Below are 14,842 nucleotides of genomic sequence, written 5' to 3'. Positions count from 1 at the left end.
GGTGTCACGTCCTCGGATGCTCGATCTCGGAGAGTGCGCGCCGCAGCACCTCGGCCTCGTCGCCGCTCATCGAGCGCACGAAGGCGGCGAGCGCGGCGTCCTTGTCCCCGGTCTGCTCCAGCGCGTCGAACATCAGCTCGGTGACGTAGCTCTCCCGGCTGGCCGCCGGACGGTAGCGCCAGGCGCGGCCGTCGCGGCTGCGGTCGACGATGCCCTTCTTCGCCAGGCGGTCGAGCACGGTCATCACCGTGGTGTGCGCGAGGTCGCGGTCGGCGAGCGCACGGCCGACATCGCGCACGGTCAGGGGCTCGGACCGCCCCCACAGGACGTCCATGACTGCGCGTTCGAGGTCGCCGAGCCGATTCATGGCTCTGAGTCTACTCGGCGTCGTACTACCTGGCGTAGTGGGGGAGGCCAGCAAAGGCTGACGTGCCGGAAAGGCGAATCTCACCCGGGGGGACATGGACGCGTGCCCGGGAACGCGCCTCGGCCCGCGCGGCGCGGATCCGCCGCCCGGTCCGGTGATTCCCGCCCTGGACGCCCACATGGTCCCTACCAAACCACATTTCGCGCATCGCCTCACCCCGTCCGGGGAATGTCCGAACCCGTACGCGCCGTCCGGGCGCGTCCGCCGATCCGGGGAGGGACCGCCGCTGAGCACGCTGCCACCTGACGAGGCCCGCGAGCGCTTCGCCGCGCAGCGGGTGGCCCGGCTGGCCACGGTCGGGCCCGAGGGCCGCCCCCACCTGGTCCCCGTCGTCTTCGCCGTGCACCAAGACACCCTGGCCACGGCCGTCGACGGCAAGCCCAAGAGCACCGCCCGGCTGCGCCGCCTCGCGCACATCGCCGCCGATCCCGAGGTCGCGCTGCTCGCCGACCACTACGACGACGACTGGACCGCGCTGTGGTGGGCCCGCGCCGACGGCTCGGCGCGGGTGCTGCACAGCGGGCCCGAGCGCGCGGCCGCGCTCGACCGGCTCGCGGCCCGCTACGCCCCGTACCGCGCCGAGCGCCCCGACGGGCCCGTCATCGTGGTCGACGTGCGCCGCTGGAGCGGCTGGTCGTACCGGTGAGCGCGCCGGGCGGTCAGTACTCCAGTTCGGGGCGCAGCCGCAGCGGCCCGCCGACGCGGTGCAGGTGGCGCAGCACCTGCGCATAGGAGTCCAGCAGCCCCGTCTCGTGGTACGCGACGCCGTGCCGGGCGCAGAAGGCGCGCACCACCGCCTGGGCGCGGCGCAGACTTGGCCGGGGCATGGACGGGAACAGGTGGTGCTCGATCTGGTAGTTGAGCCCGCCGAGCGTGAAGTCGGTGAAGGGGCCGCCCCGGATATTGCGCGAGGTCAGCACCTGGCGGCGCAGGTAGTCGGGGGCGGTGCCCTTGGCGTAGACCGGCATGCCCTTGTGGTTGGGCGCGAACGAGCAGCCCATGTACAGCCCGAACAGGCCCTGCTGGACCAGCAGGAAGCACACCGCCTGGGCCGGTGTCAGCACCCAGAACAGGGCGGTGAGGTAGCCGGCGAAGTGCACCGCGAGCAGCGAGCCCTCCAGCAGCCGGGACCTCGTCGTGCCGCCGTCGCGCGCCAGCAGTGCGCGCACACTGGCGACGTGCAGGTGGAAGGCTTCCAGCAGCAGCATTGGGAAGAACAGCCACGCCTGGTGGCGGCCCAGCCACGCGTGCGCCCCGCGGCGGCCGCGGGCGGAGTCCTCGGTGAAGGCGAGCGCTGCACCGCCGATGTCGGGGTCGCGGTCGACCTCGTTGGGGTGGGCGTGGTGCCGGTTGTGCTTGGTGTTCCACCAGCCGTAGCCGAGGCCGACGAGCAGGTTCCCGTGCAGCCGGCCGAGCAGCGTGTTGACGCGGCGGGATGTGGAGATCTGCTGGTGGCCGGCGTCGTGGCCGATGAACGCGGTCTGGGTGAACATCACCGCCAGGAAGGCGGCGACGAGCAGCTGCCACCACGACTCGCCGATCAGGGCGAAGGCGGTCCAGCCGGCCGCGAGCAGCAGCAGGTTGACGGCGATCTTGACGGAGTAGTAGCCGGGGCGGCGCTTGAGCAGCCCGGCCTGCTTGACCTCACGGGACAGCAGCGCGTAGTCGCTGCCCCGTTCGCGGGCCGGAGCCGCTTGGACACTCCGGTCCCTACTGGGTGCGGTCACGTGTACCTCCTACGGGCCTACCGGCCGACGCCGGCCCCGGGATGGTGGAGGGGTGGAAGGGCCGGGAGGATACACGGCCCCGAGCCGTCGGCGGTGCCGGTACGGCTCAGGCAGGCCCGCACCGCGGACCTGCCTGATCAGTGATCTAGAGGTGTAGGCCTCAGAGGGCGCGGACCACATCGGCCTGCAGACCCTTGGGACCCTGCACCGTGGAGAACTCGACCTTCTGGTCTTCCTCCAGCGAGCGGTAGCCGCCCATGTCGATCGCCGAGAAGTGCACGAAGACGTCGGGCGTGCCGTCGTCGGGTGCGATGAAGCCGAAGCCCTTCTCGGAGTTGAACCACTTCACGGTTCCGTTGGTCATGTGTTTCTCCTTCAATGGCGTGCTGCTCGGACCCGCGCATTCGCGCGGTCCGCGGCTGCCGGCCGCCCGCCCTCGAAGAGGAAACCCTTGCAAAGACGGTCAAACGCCCGCTGTCAGAACTTCACGGGCGCTTTCACGATCGCAAACTTCGACTACAACCACTCCGTACAGCACATTGGCGGCCCGGGAAATTCCCCGCCCCGGCGCCGGATCCGGAATTCGCGGCCGGCGGACCGCGTTCCACCTCACAGTCAAGGTCTTCGTGCTCGTGGTCTCACCGTCACGCCCGCGGATTCCGCGGCGCGACGCCGACTCCACCCGGAGCAGGCCGGACCCGCCGCGACCCCACCCGCACGGCGGCGCGCGCCCGCGCCCGGCGCCGTGGAGATGAGGCACCGATGACGAACGAACCCGACACCCGGGTGCGGCTGACAACCCGCCGCCTGCCCGGACACACCCTGATCGCGCTCGGCGGCGAACTCGACGTCGCCACCACCGCCGCCGTCCGCGACCGGATCATGCACACGCTGGCGGACGCCGCCGGCCCGGTGATCATCGACCTGTCCGAGGTCGTCTTCGCGGACACTTCCGGCCTGGCGCTGCTGGTCGGCGCGCAGCGGCGCGCCGAGGACGGCGGGTTCGGCCTGGTGCTGGCGGGGCCGCCGCCGCGGGTGCGGGCCCTGCTCCGGCTGACCGGCCTGGACGAGGGCTTCATCATCCACGCCACCGCGGCCGAGGCGGCGGCCGCCGCGCCCGCCGCGCTGTGAGCCCGGGCGCACGGGCACAATGGCGGCACCAGACCGCCCGTCCGTGAGGAGCGCAGCGCCGTGCCGATCGAGCTCGTCCTGGGAGACATCACCGAGCAGCGGGTCGACGCCGTGGTGAACGCGGCCAACTCCTCCCTGCTCGGAGGCGGCGGCGTCGACGGCGCCATCCACCGGGCCGGCGGCCCGGAGATCCTGGCGGCCTGCCGCGAGCTGCGCGCCGAGCGCCACCCCGACGGGCTGCCCACCGGCCAGGCCGTCGCCACCACCGCCGGGCGGCTGCCGGCCCGCTGGGTGGTGCACACCGTCGGACCCGTCCACTCCGCCCGCGAGGACCGCTCCGGGCTGCTGGCGTCGTGCTACCGGGAGTCGCTGCGGGTCGCCGCCGAGCTGGGCGCCCGCACCATCGCCTTCCCGGCCGTCTCCGCCGGGGTCTACGGCTGGCCGATGGACGACGCGGCCAGGATCGCGGTGGGCACCGTGCGCGCCACCCCCAACGAGCTGGACGAGATCCGCTTCGTGCTGTTCGACCCCGGCGCCTACGCCGCCTTCGAGCGGGCGGCCGCGGGCTGAGGCGCCGGCCGGCGCCCCGAAGTCGATCACTTACCGTGACCAAATGATGGTCCGCCGACGGTTCGACGCCCGCCGGCGGCACCGTACTCTTGTCCCGTGTCTCGTTCGCGGGTACTCCTCACCGCCATCGGCTCCGCAGCCGTCCTGGTGCTGGCCCTGGTGCTCAGCGCCGGTCCCGGCCTGCCCGGCGGCGACCGTCCGCAGGTCTTCGAGTTCTCCGGCGCGCAGCTGCTGCCGCAGGCCACCCGGCCCGCGCCGAGCATCCCGGCCGCGCCCGGAAATGTAGCCGTCTGTGACGAACCCGGCGAAGACGAGATCCTGCGGATCGACGACGAAGGCGCGCCGGGAGGCGAGCGGGAGATCTGGGTGCGCCGCCCGCCCGGCCCCGACCGCGCCGACATGCCGGTGCTGTACCTGCTGCACGGCTCCACCACCCACCACACCACCATCCGCGACGCCGACATCGGCCCGCTGCTGGACGCCGAGATGTGCCGCACCGGCGTCGAGTTCGTCATCGCGGCGCCGCACGGCCAGGCCGACGACGGCTCCGACACCGAGTGGGGCGACGACGTCGACGGCAGCTTCCGGATCGAGACCTTCGTCACCGAGACCGCCATCGAGGAGGTCGAGGGCGAGAACCGCCGCGATCCCGCGCTGCGCGCCATCGGCGGCTTCTCGATGGGCGGCTACGGCTCCGCGGCGCTGGCGCTGCGCCACCCCGAGCTGTACAGCCAGGTGGTGAGCTGGGCGGGCTACTTCCGGGTGGACGACCCCTCGGGCACCTTCGGCCCCGACCCCGACGACGAGCACGCCCCCGACCACCTCATCGAGGACCCCGGCACCCACCGGCTGCGCTTCATGCTGATCGAGGGCGAAGACGACCGCACCCCGCTGCAGATCGGCTCCATCCACGGCGAGGCCGAGCGCTTCGCCGAGATCCTGCGTGAGCGCGACGTCCACGTCGAGACGCTGTTCCCGCCCGGCGGCCACACCTTCGACGCCTGGACGCCCACCCTGGACGAGGCGACCGACTTCCTGGTCAACGGCTGGCAGTACCCCGCCGCCACCTCCTAGCCGCGCGCCCGGCCCACCGGCGCGAGTGTGCGCCACGGCACCGTCAGCTCGCCCAGGCGCCAGCGCGACGGGCCGTCCAGCAGCGGCCAGCGGCCGCGCAGCCCGGCGGCCGCCCGCACCCACCGCTGCCGCTTGCCGAAGGCGGCGTAGCCCGCCGCCCGGTCCCAGGCGGCGTCCCACTCCCGCAGGAAGGCGTGCACGGGCTCGCCGGGCACATTGCGGTGGATGAGGGTCTTGGGCAGCCGCTCGGCCAGCGCCGACGGGCGGGTGAAGGAGCCCAGGTGCGCGGCGAAGGTGATGCTGACCGGGCCGTCCGGCGCCACCGCCGCCCACACCGCCCGCCGGCCGGTCTCGTCGCAGGTGCCCTCGACCAGCAGTCCGCCGGGGGCGAGCCGGGCGCGTAGCGCCGCCCAGCCGGCGTAGGCCGCCGCCTCGTCGTACTGGCGGAGCACGTTCAGCGCCCGCACCAGCACCGGCGGCCGGGCCACCGGCAGTTCGAAGCCGCCGTGGGCGAAGTCCAGGCCCGGCCGCAGGTGGGGCCGGGCGGCGGCCACCCGCTCGGGGTCGATCTCCAGGCCCACGACGGACACGTCCGCGCGGACGGCGCGCAGCCGCCCGAACAGTTCGACGGTGGTCACCGGCGAGGCGCCGAAGCCCAGGTCGACCACGAGCGGCGGCGGCCCGCCGCGCAGCAGCCCCGAGCGGGTGCCGACGATCCACCGGTCGATCCGGCGCAGCCGGTTGGGCGCGGTGGTGCCCCGGGTGACCTGCCCCTCGGCCCGGCGGGGCCGCGCCCGGGCCTCAGGCACGCTGCTCCCTGACCAGCCGCAGGAAGGCCTTGACCCCGGCGATCAGCTCCTGGTTGTCGGTGAGGGTGCTGATGGCGTCCTCGAAGCGGCGTCCCACCGCGTCCAGCTCGGCCTCCAGCGCGCGGTCGCGGTCCAGCGACTCCCGTCGCAGCTCCTCCAGCGCGGCGGCGGTCCGCTCGGCGCGCTCGGCGGCGGCGAGGTCGGCCTCCTCGCGCGCCTCGTCGTGCCGCTTCAGCCCCGCCTCCAGGGCGGCGACCCGCTCCTTGAGGGTGAGCACGTCGTCGCGCGGGTGGGTGGTCTCGCGGCCCAGCTCCGCGATCCGCTTCCGCAGGTGCCTGAAGTAGGCGCCGGCCGGACGCAGGAAGGTGCTGAGCAGGTAGAAGCCGACGAAGTAGTAGCCGACCTCCGCACCGGAGAAGACGGTGATGACGGCGATCACGCCCGCCGAGACCAGGTGGGCGGCGATCGCGGCGACCAGCATCCGGCGGGCGATCCGCCGCGCCTCGGTCTCGCGCTCGGCGGGCACCTCGATGCCGCGCTCCCGGCTGAGCCGGATGTCGTGGATCAGCGACCAGGCGCCGAAGTAGACGTTCCACGGCACCGTCAGCAGCACCACCAGCCACATCAGGCAGAGCGCGCCGAAGCCGACGGTCAGCACCACCTGGAGCGGGACCTCCAGCAGGTACACCAGCAGCAGCGTGGCGAGCGTGACGACGACGGTCGCGAACACGAGCCAGATCCTGGACACGGGCTGTCCTCCTCGCGGGGCGGGGGCGGGTGCGGGGCGCCGCCAGTGTCCCCGGCCGGGGAAGCCGGGCGGCACCGCCGCGCTACTCAGGCCCCGGCGCGCGGCTACTCAGGCCCGGGCCCGCCCCGGCCGCGCGCTCAGCGGCTCTCGCGGTGCAGCTTCCGCCCCGCCTGGGCGCGCGGGCGCACCACCAGCTGGTCGATGTTGACGTGCGCGGGGCGGGTGAGCGCCCACGCGATGCAGTCGGCGACGTCGTCGGCGCTGAGCGGGTCGACGACGCCCTCGTAGACCTTGGCGGCCCGCTCGGCGTCGCCGCGGTAGCGGACCAGGCTGAACTCCTCGGTGCGCACCAGCCCGGGCGCCACCTCGGTGACGCGCACCGGCTGCCCGAGCAGCTCCACCCGCAGCACCTCGGTCAGCGCCGCCTGACCCGACTTGGCGGCGTTGTACCCGGCGCCGCCCTCGTAGTACAGGCGCGCCGCCGTGGAGGTGACGTTGAGCACATGGCCGTCGCCGGAGGCGATCAGCTTCGGCAGCAGCGCCTTGGTCATGTGCAGGGTGCCGAGCACATTGGTCTCGTACATCGTCCGCCAGGCGTCGACGTCGGCCTCGGCCACCGTCTCCATCCCCACCGCGCCGCCCGCGTTGTTCACCAGCACGTCGCAGTGCGGCAGCGTGTCGGCGAAGGCCGCCACCGACGCGGAATCGGTCACGTCCAGGGCGGCGGCGCGCGCCCCGATCTCGTCGGCCAGCGCGTCGAGCCGGTCGCGCCGCCGGGCCGCGACCACCACCTGGAAGCCCTCCTGGGCCAGCCGGCGCGCGGTGGCCGCGCCGATGCCGCTGCTTGCTCCGGTAACTACCGCTGTCTTGGTCACGCCCCCATTGTGCTGGTCCGGCCGGTGGCGGGCGAAACCGCGAACGGCCGCGCCCCGCGGGCCCCGCCCCCGGTGCGGCCGCGGCCGGGCCCGGTCGGCACACTGAATCCGTGCGTCGGTTCGCTGCGTCAAGTCGCGGGAACAGCCCCCGCGCCCGGCGCGGTTGCCCCCGTGGGAGGTGGTGCGGCGGTGCGTGAGAGGACGGCGCCCGGGCCGCGCAGGATCGCGATGGTGAGCCTGCACACATCGCCGCTGGAGCAGCCCGGCGGCGGCGACGCGGGCGGCATGAACGTCTACGTGATGCAGACGGCCAGGCGGCTGGCCGAGCGCGGTGTGGCCGTGGACGTGTTCACCCGGGCCACCTCCGCCGCCCAGCCGCCCGCCGTGGCCGCCGCCCCCGGCGTGACCGTGCGGCACATCCCGGCCGGGCCCTTCGGGCCGCTGGCCAAGGAGCGGCTGCCCGCCCAGCTGTGCCCGTTCACCTTCGGCGTGCTGCGCGCCGAGGCCGAGCACGCCCCCGGCCACTACGACCTCGTGCACAGCCACTACTGGCTGTCGGGCAAGGCCGCCGCCGTCTGCCGGCAGCGCTGGGGCGTGCCGCTGGTGCACTCCATGCACACCCTCGCCCGGGTCAAGAACGCCGCGCTGCCCGAAGGGGAGCCGCCAGAGCCCGACCTGCGGCTGCGCGGCGAGACCCAGGTGGTAGAGGCGGCCGACCGGCTGATCGCCAACACCGCCGAGGAGGCCGGGCAGCTGGTCCGGCTCTACGGCGCCGCCCCCGGCGCGGTGCGCACCGTCGCCCCCGGCGTCGACCTGGACGTCTTCGGCCCCGGCTCCGCCCGCGCGGCCCGCGACCGCCTCGGGCTGCGCCCCGGTGACGTGGTGCTGCTCTTCGTCGGCCGGGTGCAGCGGCTCAAGGCCCCCGACGTGCTGGTGCGGGCCGCCGCCCGGCTGGCCGCCGCCGACCCCGCCCTGCGCGAGCGGCTGGTGGTCGCCGTGGTGGGCGGGCTGTCGGGCGGCTCCGACGCCGTCGGCCCGGCCCGGCTGCGCCGGCTGGCCCGCCAGGCGGGCATCGGCGACCGGATCAGGCTGGAGCCGCCGTGCCGCCAGGAGCGGCTGGCCGACTGGTACCGCGCCGCCACCGCGACGGTGGTGCCCTCCTACTCGGAGTCCTTCGGCCTGGTCGCGGTCGAGTCGCAGGCCTGCGGCACCCCGGTGGTCGCCGCCGCCGTCGGCGGACTGGCCACGGCGGTGCGCGACGGCGTCTCCGGCGTGCTGGTGCCCGGCCACGAGCCCGAGCGCTACGCCGCGGTGCTGCGCCGGCTGGTGGAGAACCCGGACTGGCGGGACCGGCTCGGCCGCGCCGGGCGGCGGCACGCCGCGGGCTTCGGCTGGTCGCGTACCGTGGACGGTCTGATGGACGCCTACACCGAACTCCTCGCCCCCGCCCGGCTGCGCCCGGCGGTGAACCGGTGAGCGCCGAGGCCGCCGCCCGCGCCGCCGTCGAGCGCTGCCTGGCCGAGGCCGGCGTCGACTTCGAGAGCCCCTCGCCCGGCTCCTACCTGGTGCGGCTGCCCGGCCGCCGCAAGCTCGCCACCTGGACCTGGCTGGTCGTCGGCGCGCACAGCGTCAAGGTCGAGGCATTCTTCTGCCGCCGGCCCGATGAGAACCACGCGGCCTTCTACCGCTGGCTGCTGGAGAAGAACGCCCGCATGTACGGCGTGCGCTTCGCCCTGGACCCCATCGGCGACGTCTACCTGACCGGCCACATCGCGCACGCCGCCGTCGGCGACGACGAGGTCGACCGCGTCCTCGGCGCGGTGCTGGAGTACTCCGACGACTACTTCAACCCCGCCCTCGAACTCGGCTTCGGCACCGCCATCCGCAAGGAGTGGGCCTGGCGCACCAGCCGGGGCGAGAGCACCCGCAACCTGGAGGCCTTCCGGCACCTCGCCGAACCGGCCGAGTGAGCCGCCCGGGCGGCCCCGGTACCGGCAGAGGTCTACACCTGCCCTGAGTAGGCTGGCCCCCATGGCGACATTGGTACTGCTTCGACACGGTGAGAGCGTCTGGAACGCCAAGGGCCTCTTCACCGGATGGGTTGACGTCGATCTCTCCGAGAAAGGCGAGCAGGAGGCCCGCACCGGCGGGCGGCTGCTGGCCGAGGCCGGGTTCACCCCCGACGTCGTGTACACCTCCACCCTCAAGCGGGCGATCCGCACCGCGAACCTCGCCCTGGAGACCGCCGACCTGCTCTGGCTGCCGGTGCGCCGCAGCTGGCGGCTGAACGAGCGCCACTACGGCGCCCTCCAGGGCAAGGACAAGGCCCAGACCCGCGCCGAGTTCGGCGACGAGCAGTTCATGATCTGGCGCCGCTCCTACGACACCCCGCCGCCCCCGCTGGCCGACGACGACCGGTACTCCCAGGTCGGCGACCCCCGCTACGCCCACCTCCCGCAGGAGATCGTGCCGCGCACCGAGTGCCTGGCCGACGTGGTGGTGCGGCTGCTGCCCTACTGGTACGACCAGATCGTCCCCGAGCTGTCGGCCGGCCGCACCGTGCTGGTCGCCGCGCACGGCAACTCCCTGCGCGCCCTGGTCAAGCACCTCGACGGCGTCAGCGACACCGAGATCGCCGGCCTGAACATCCCCACCGGCATCCCGCTCGTCTACGACCTCGCCGACGACTTCACCCCCCGCAAGCCGGGCGGCGAGTACCTGGACCCCCAGGCCGCCGCGGCCGCCATCGAAGCGGTCAAGAACCAGGGCAAGAAGTAGCCGTGTCCGCGCCGGGTCCCTGCTCGCGGTCGCACCGCGGGTAGGGGCGCGCGGCGCCCGTCCCTGGTTCAGCTCCGGCGCTCACGCCAGCGCCGCCACCAGTGGCCGTAGGCGTAGCGCACGCGGACCGAGCCCATGGCCGATCTGCCGGTGACGCGGAAGTGGGGCTGCCCGGGGGCGGGGACCTCGGGGACGGTGGTCTTGGCGGTGCCGAAGGAGGCGGTGACCTCCATGGTGGCGGTGGCGCCGTCGGGGAGCACGATGGCGACCGAGCCGGCGTGCGCCTCGATCTCGATCTCGACCAGGCGGCCCGGGAGCACGGCCTGGCGGAAGTCCAGGTAGGCGGAGCCCATCGAGCCGCGCACCACCAGTTTGCGCGGTACCCGCCAGGCGCCGGTGCGGCGCGCGGTGGTGCCCACGGCGTGCACCTCGACGGTGTCGGCGGGCGCGAGGTCGCGGCCGTCGGGCATGGACAGCGCCGGATCGGACAGCTCGGGGTCGCCGGGGAGGTCGTCGGTGATGGGGACGAGGTCGCCGTAGGTGCGGGCGGCGTAGGTGGCCGTCAGGCGCTCGTCGAGTTCCTCAAGGGTGATGCGCCCGTCGCCGGCGGCCTCGCGCAGCTGCTCGGCCACGGACTCGCGGTCGGAGTCGGACACGCGCAGCCGGGCCCGCTCCGGCGGAAGGTTGGTCGACACGGAAGGAACATTACTCAGCCCCGGCCGCCCTGCCGACCCCCGAGCGGGCGCGGATCGCGCGCTCGGGGGCCTCGGCCGGAGGGCGGTCCGGGACCGGATGGGGACGGGCCGGCTCAGTCCTCCTCGTGCTTCTCGCCGGTGATCACGTAGATCATGTTGTGCGCGACGTGGACGGCGTGGTCGGCGTAGCGCTCGAAGTAGCGCCCGGCCAGGGTGAGGTCGACGGCCGGCTCCACGCCGTGCTGCCAGCCGCTGCTCAGGATCCTGGTGAGCAGCTGGGTGCGGAGCGCGTCCATGCGGTCGTCGTCGCCCTCCAGCTCCTTGGCGAGTTCGTCGTCGTGGGTGGCGATGACCGTGCCGGTCTTGGTGATGAGCAGTTCGGCGGTGGTGCCCATCTCCAGGATGATCGGCCGCAGCTGCTGCGGCACGGCGGAGTCGGGGTGCCGGCGGCGCGCGATCTTGGCGATGTGCACCGCCAGATCGCCCATCCGCTCCAGTTCGCTGGCCATCTGCATGGAGGTGACCAGGGTGCGGAGGTCCTTGGCGACCGGCTGCTGCAGCGCCATCAGCTCCAGGGTCGCCTCCTCGGTCTCATCGTTGAGGCGGTTCACCTCCGCGTCGCCCGTGATGACGGACTCGGCGGCCTGGAGGTCGGCGTCGAGCAGGGCGGTGGTCGCTCGCGCCATCGCGGTCCTGACCAGCTGCGTCAGCCGCACCAGGCGGTCGGTGACGGCGTCGAGTTCCTCGTGGTAAGTATCGCGCATGGCCTCAATCGTCCTCAGTCGGCCGTGAATCACTCACGCCGATCGGGTGAATTCTCGACGAACCTGTCACTGTCCAGGCTACGCGGAGGGTACGGCCCTTGCCTGCGCGTTTACGATCGAATTGTGCAGGAGGAGCTTCTCGTCGGAGTCGCCTTCCTCGTCGGTCTCATGACGGGGGTCGCGGCGTTCGTGACCTTCAAACTGAGCGAGGCGAGCAGCCGCGCGGCCGAGCCGCCCGCGGCCGGACCGGCGCTGCCCGACGGCATCGCCGAGGTGCTGACCGCGCTGCCGTCCTCGGCGGTCGTCTTGGACAACGCCGACCGCGTGCTGCGCGCCAGCTCGGCCGCCCGCGCGTTCGGCCTGGTCAGAGGCGACCGCCTGGTGATCAGTGAGCTGCTGGCCATGGCCCGGCAGGTCCGCAGGGACGGCGTCATCCGCGAGACCGAGATCGACGTCGCGCTGCGCAAGTTCGGCCCCGACAGCACCACCTTCGCGGTGCGGGTGGCGCCGCTGGGCAGCACCGGCCTGGTGCTGGTGCTCGCCGAGGACCAGACCGAGCGGCGGCGGGTCGAGGCGGTCCGCCGCGACTTCGTCGCCAATGTCAGCCACGAGCTCAAGACCCCGGTCGGCGCCCTGTCGCTGCTGGCCGAGACGGTCGAGGGCGCCAGCGACGACCCCGAGGCGGTGCGCCGCTTCGCCGGCCGCATGCAGCACGAGGCCACCCGGCTGACCAGCGTGATCCAGGACCTCATCACCCTGTCGCGCATCCAGGGTGCCGAGCCGATGGCCGAGCCCGCCCTGGTGGAGGTGGACTCCGTCATCGCCGAGGCGCTGGACGCCAACCAGCTGGTCGCCGACGCCAAGGACATCGAGCTGGTCTCCGGCGGCGAGCCCGATGTGGTGGTTCTCGGCGACGAGCGGCTGCTGGTCACCGCGGTGCGCAACCTGGTGGCCAACGCCGTCGCCTACAGCCCCGACGGCACCCGCGTGGTGGTGGCGGTCGAGACCTCCGACGGCCTGGCCAGCATCACCGTCACCGACCAGGGCATCGGCATCCCGCCGGGTGATCTGGAGCGGATCTTCGAACGTTTCTACCGGGTGGACGCGGCCCGCTCGCGCTCCACCGGCGGCACCGGCCTCGGCCTCGCGATCGTCAAGCACGTCGCCACCCACCACCGCGGCGAGGTCGCGGTGTGGAGCCAGGAGGGCGCGGGGTCGACCTTCACCCTCAAGGTGCCGCTGCCAGACCCCAAGGAGCGCGACAGCTCCGGGATCACCACCACCCTTCGGGAGGCATCACAGTGACGCGCGTACTCGTCGTCGAGGACGAGGAGTCCTACAGCGACGCCCTGTCCTACATGCTGCGCAAGGAAGGCTTCGAAGTCGCCGTCGCGCCGACCGGGACGGCCGCGCTCGAGACCTTCGACCGCACCGGGGCCGACCTGGTGCTGCTCGATCTGATGCTGCCCGGACTGCCCGGCACCGAGGTCTGCCGCACCCTGCGGCAGAAGTCGAACGTGCCGGTGATCATGCTCACCGCCAAGGACAGCGAGATCGACAAGGTCGTCGGCCTGGAGCTGGGCGCCGACGACTACGTCACCAAGCCCTTCTCCTCCCGGGAGCTGGTCGCCCGCATCCGCGCCGTGCTGCGGCGCAGGGGCGAGGACGAGGTCATGCTGCCGACCACCCTGGAGGCCGGGCCGGTCCGCATGGACGTCGAGCGCCACGTCGTCACGGTGCGCGGCGACGGCGTGCAGCTGCCGCTCAAGGAGTTCGAGCTGCTGGAGGTGCTGCTGCGCAACGCCGGCCGGGTGCTCACCCGGATGCAGCTCATCGACCGCGTCTGGGGCGCCGACTACGTCGGCGACACCAAGACCCTCGACGTGCACGTCAAGCGGCTGCGCGCCAAGATCGAGCCCGACCCCGGCAACCCCCGCTTCATCGTCACGGTGCGCGGGCTCGGCTACAAGTTCGAGCCCACCGCCGACGCGGAGGCCGAGACCGCGGCCGGATGACGGCCGGGTCCGGTGCCGCGCCGGGCGGCCGGCGGGCCGGTCGGCCCGGCGGCCGCGGCCGCCGTCCGTTTGCACTGGTGAGCGCCGCCATCGCTCCTCCCGGGCCGCTCCCGACCGGTGACACGGCGGCCAATTGCCGCGTTGACCTGCGGCTTCGCATTGTCGGGCGGCCTAGGGAGGAGGAAGGCGTGGTATCCTTGGTATAGCGGAAGGGGTACTTGCCACATGTCTTTCAAGGTCGGCGACACCGTCGTCTACCCCCACCATGGGGCTGCTCGTATCGAAGCTATCGAGATTCGAACCATCAAGGGCGAGGACAGGACCTATCTGGTCCTGAAGGTCGACAAGGGCGACCTCACCGTCCGGGTGCCCGCGGAGAACGCCGAGGAAGTGGGCGTCCGCGATGTGGTCGGTCAGGAGGGGTTGGAGCGGGTGTTCTCGGTGCTGCGCGCCCCGCACACCGAGGAGCCGACCAACTGGTCCCGGCGTTACAAAGCAAATCTGGAAAAGCTCGCATCCGGCGACGTCAACAAGGTCGCGGAAGTCGTCCGCGATTTGTGGCGGCGCGACAAGGAGCGCGGGCTTTCGGCCGGTGAAAAGCGGATGCTGGCCAAGGCTCGTCAGATTCTGGTGAGTGAACTCGCCCTCGCCGAGAAGACGAACGAGGACAAGGCGGAGAAGCTCCTGGACGAGGTGCTGGCCACCTGAACAGCGAGTCGGTGGGCGCGGGTGCAGCCGCGCCCGTGTTGCTACCACGGGTGGGCGTCGGAACCGACGTCCACCCGTTCGCTGTCGGTCGGCCGCTGCACCTGGCCGGGCTGCTGTGGCCCGGGCAGGACGGCGTGGCCGGCCATTCCGACGGCGATGTGGCGGCCCATGCCGCCTGCGACGCGCTGCTGTCGGCCTGCGGCCTGGGCGACCTCGGCGCCCAGTTCGGCACCAGCGACCCCCGCTGGTCCGGCGCCTCGGGCGTCGCCCTGCTCGGCGAGGTGCGGCGGCGGGTCGCCGATGCCGGCTTCGCCATCGGCAATGTCGCCGTGCAGGTCGTCGGGAACCGCCCCAAGCTGGCGCCGCGCCGGGCCGAGGCGGAGCGGGTGCTCACCGAGGCGGTGGGCGCGCCCGTGACGGTCTCGGCCACCACCACCGACGGCCTGGGCCTCACCGGCCGGGGCGAGGGCATCGCCGCGATCGCCACCGCGCTGGTCTACCCCGCCTGAGCCCGCGCCCTC

General features: G+C 73.3%; 19 protein-coding genes. 11 read left to right on the top strand and 8 right to left on the bottom strand.

The annotated features are described in order from the left end of the window. Positions 1–4: 4 nt before the first annotated feature. Complete coding sequence (locus tag CLV72_RS08625; protein ID WP_106242689.1) at positions 5–367, bottom strand: BlaI/MecI/CopY family transcriptional regulator; 363 nt, start codon at positions 365–367, stop codon at positions 5–7. Positions 368–545: 178 nt separating this feature from the next. Between CLV72_RS08625 and CLV72_RS08620 the strand changes: the two genes are divergently transcribed. Further along, the gene (locus CLV72_RS08620) at positions 546–1,073 is read left to right on the top strand and encodes a TIGR03668 family PPOX class F420-dependent oxidoreductase (RefSeq protein ID WP_106243588.1); all 528 of its coding nucleotides are present in this window, start codon (positions 546–548) and stop codon (positions 1,071–1,073) included. A 13-nt stretch (positions 1,074–1,086) separates the two neighbouring features. Here CLV72_RS08620 and CLV72_RS08615 read toward each other — a convergent pair whose 3' ends face one another. Together CLV72_RS08615 and CLV72_RS08610 are read right to left on the bottom strand one after the other, a co-directional pair. Further along, positions 1,087–2,154, bottom strand: coding sequence for a fatty acid desaturase family protein (locus CLV72_RS08615; protein ID WP_106242685.1), 1,068 nt, complete (start codon positions 2,152–2,154; stop codon positions 1,087–1,089). Between the two features lie 160 nt (positions 2,155–2,314). Then, on the bottom strand, positions 2,315–2,518 hold the full coding sequence (locus tag CLV72_RS08610) for a cold-shock protein (RefSeq protein WP_106242681.1): 204 nt from the start codon (positions 2,516–2,518) through the stop codon (positions 2,315–2,317). A gap of 398 nt (positions 2,519–2,916) precedes the next feature. Here CLV72_RS08610 and CLV72_RS32090 point away from each other — a divergent pair, with 398 nt between their 5' ends. The 3 genes from CLV72_RS32090 (at position 2,917) to CLV72_RS08595 (ending at position 4,929) form a co-directional block, all read left to right on the top strand. After that, on the top strand, positions 2,917–3,285 hold the full coding sequence (locus tag CLV72_RS32090) for an STAS domain-containing protein (RefSeq protein ID WP_170140921.1): 369 nt from the start codon (positions 2,917–2,919) through the stop codon (positions 3,283–3,285). A 60-nt stretch (positions 3,286–3,345) separates the two neighbouring features. Then, positions 3,346–3,855 carry an O-acetyl-ADP-ribose deacetylase gene (locus tag CLV72_RS08600; RefSeq protein ID WP_106242675.1) on the top strand — a complete coding sequence of 170 codons (510 nt, stop codon included), beginning with the start codon at positions 3,346–3,348 and terminating at the stop codon, positions 3,853–3,855. A gap of 96 nt (positions 3,856–3,951) precedes the next feature. Continuing rightward, positions 3,952–4,929: an alpha/beta hydrolase gene (locus tag CLV72_RS08595; RefSeq protein WP_106242672.1), complete on the top strand. Its 978-nt coding sequence runs from the start codon at positions 3,952–3,954 to the stop codon at positions 4,927–4,929. Here the strand turns inward: CLV72_RS08595 and CLV72_RS08590 are convergent. From CLV72_RS08590 to CLV72_RS08580, 3 genes are all read right to left on the bottom strand, one after another. Further along, a complete protein-coding gene (locus CLV72_RS08590; RefSeq protein ID WP_106242670.1) occupies positions 4,926–5,738 on the bottom strand; it encodes a class I SAM-dependent methyltransferase in 813 nt (270 codons plus the stop codon). The genes CLV72_RS08595 and CLV72_RS08590 overlap by 4 nt on opposite strands. Next, on the bottom strand, positions 5,731–6,486 hold the full coding sequence (locus CLV72_RS08585) for a hypothetical protein (protein ID WP_106242667.1): 756 nt from the start codon (positions 6,484–6,486) through the stop codon (positions 5,731–5,733). Before CLV72_RS08585 ends, CLV72_RS08590 begins: the two co-directional genes overlap by 8 nt. A 137-nt stretch (positions 6,487–6,623) precedes the next feature. Beyond that, the gene (locus CLV72_RS08580; RefSeq protein ID WP_106242665.1) at positions 6,624–7,361 is read right to left on the bottom strand and encodes an SDR family NAD(P)-dependent oxidoreductase; all 738 of its coding nucleotides are present in this window, start codon (positions 7,359–7,361) and stop codon (positions 6,624–6,626) included. A gap of 228 nt (positions 7,362–7,589) precedes the next feature. On the opposite strand from CLV72_RS08580, the gene mshA reads away from it, so the two are divergent. The 3 genes from mshA to CLV72_RS08565 all read left to right on the top strand — a co-directional run bounded on the left by mshA (position 7,590) and on the right by CLV72_RS08565 (position 10,139). Next, the gene (mshA, locus tag CLV72_RS08575) at positions 7,590–8,837 is read left to right on the top strand and encodes a D-inositol-3-phosphate glycosyltransferase (protein WP_106242662.1); all 1,248 of its coding nucleotides are present in this window, start codon (positions 7,590–7,592) and stop codon (positions 8,835–8,837) included. Next, positions 8,834–9,331, top strand: coding sequence for a type III secretion system chaperone family protein (locus CLV72_RS08570; RefSeq protein WP_106242659.1), 498 nt, complete (start codon positions 8,834–8,836; stop codon positions 9,329–9,331). The genes mshA and CLV72_RS08570 overlap by 4 nt, the downstream gene beginning before the upstream one ends. A gap of 61 nt (positions 9,332–9,392) precedes the next feature. Continuing rightward, positions 9,393–10,139 carry a phosphoglyceromutase gene (locus CLV72_RS08565; RefSeq protein WP_106242656.1) on the top strand — a complete coding sequence of 249 codons (747 nt, stop codon included), beginning with the start codon at positions 9,393–9,395 and terminating at the stop codon, positions 10,137–10,139. A gap of 68 nt (positions 10,140–10,207) precedes the next feature. Here the strand turns inward: CLV72_RS08565 and CLV72_RS08560 are convergent, their stop codons facing one another. Together CLV72_RS08560 and phoU are read right to left on the bottom strand one after the other, a co-directional pair. Further along, entirely contained in the window at positions 10,208–10,834 is a 627-nt protein-coding gene (locus CLV72_RS08560; RefSeq protein ID WP_245930005.1) for a DUF1707 SHOCT-like domain-containing protein, read from the bottom strand. Between the two features lie 113 nt (positions 10,835–10,947). Then, entirely contained in the window at positions 10,948–11,598 is a 651-nt protein-coding gene (gene phoU, locus CLV72_RS08555; RefSeq protein ID WP_106242653.1) for a phosphate signaling complex protein PhoU, read from the bottom strand. A gap of 123 nt (positions 11,599–11,721) precedes the next feature. Between phoU and CLV72_RS08550 the strand changes: the two genes are divergently transcribed. The 4 genes from CLV72_RS08550 to ispF all read left to right on the top strand — a co-directional run bounded on the left by CLV72_RS08550 (position 11,722) and on the right by ispF (position 14,830). Next, positions 11,722–12,903, top strand: a complete 1,182-nt coding sequence (locus CLV72_RS08550) for a sensor histidine kinase (RefSeq protein WP_245930004.1) — start codon at positions 11,722–11,724, stop codon at positions 12,901–12,903. Beyond that, positions 12,900–13,613 (top strand): response regulator transcription factor, encoded by a 714-nt coding sequence (locus CLV72_RS08545; RefSeq protein ID WP_106242645.1) that lies wholly within the window; start codon positions 12,900–12,902, stop codon positions 13,611–13,613. The genes CLV72_RS08550 and CLV72_RS08545 overlap by 4 nt, the downstream gene beginning before the upstream one ends. Before the next feature lie 225 nt (positions 13,614–13,838). Next, positions 13,839–14,321, top strand: coding sequence for a CarD family transcriptional regulator (locus CLV72_RS08540; protein WP_106242642.1), 483 nt, complete (start codon positions 13,839–13,841; stop codon positions 14,319–14,321). A gap of 50 nt (positions 14,322–14,371) precedes the next feature. Next, positions 14,372–14,830 (top strand): 2-C-methyl-D-erythritol 2,4-cyclodiphosphate synthase, encoded by a 459-nt coding sequence (gene ispF, locus CLV72_RS08535; RefSeq protein WP_106242639.1) that lies wholly within the window; start codon positions 14,372–14,374, stop codon positions 14,828–14,830. Positions 14,831–14,842: the final 12 nt, after the last annotated feature.

It is taken from the genome of Allonocardiopsis opalescens (genome assembly GCF_003002095.1).
Classification (GTDB): Bacteria; Actinomycetota; Actinomycetes; order Streptosporangiales; family Streptosporangiaceae; genus Allonocardiopsis; species Allonocardiopsis opalescens.
Note: the sequence above shows the minus strand (reverse complement) of the source record. Positions and strands in the feature narration are given on the sequence as shown.

Coding starts and splice junctions, on each gene's coding strand:
- CLV72_RS08625 (WP_106242689.1), bottom strand. CDS start 367: ATGAATCGGCTCGGCGACCTCGAACGCGCAGTCATGGACGTCCTGTGG.
- CLV72_RS08620 (WP_106243588.1), top strand. CDS start 546: ATGGTCCCTACCAAACCACATTTCGCGCATCGCCTCACCCCGTCCGGG.
- CLV72_RS08610 (WP_106242681.1), bottom strand. CDS start 2,518: ATGACCAACGGAACCGTGAAGTGGTTCAACTCCGAGAAGGGCTTCGGC.
- CLV72_RS32090 (WP_170140921.1), top strand. CDS start 2,917: ATGACGAACGAACCCGACACCCGGGTGCGGCTGACAACCCGCCGCCTG.
- mshA (WP_106242662.1), top strand. CDS start 7,590: ATGGTGAGCCTGCACACATCGCCGCTGGAGCAGCCCGGCGGCGGCGAC.
- CLV72_RS08565 (WP_106242656.1), top strand. CDS start 9,393: ATGGCGACATTGGTACTGCTTCGACACGGTGAGAGCGTCTGGAACGCC.
- phoU (WP_106242653.1), bottom strand. CDS start 11,598: ATGCGCGATACTTACCACGAGGAACTCGACGCCGTCACCGACCGCCTG.
- CLV72_RS08540 (WP_106242642.1), top strand. CDS start 13,839: ATGTCTTTCAAGGTCGGCGACACCGTCGTCTACCCCCACCATGGGGCT.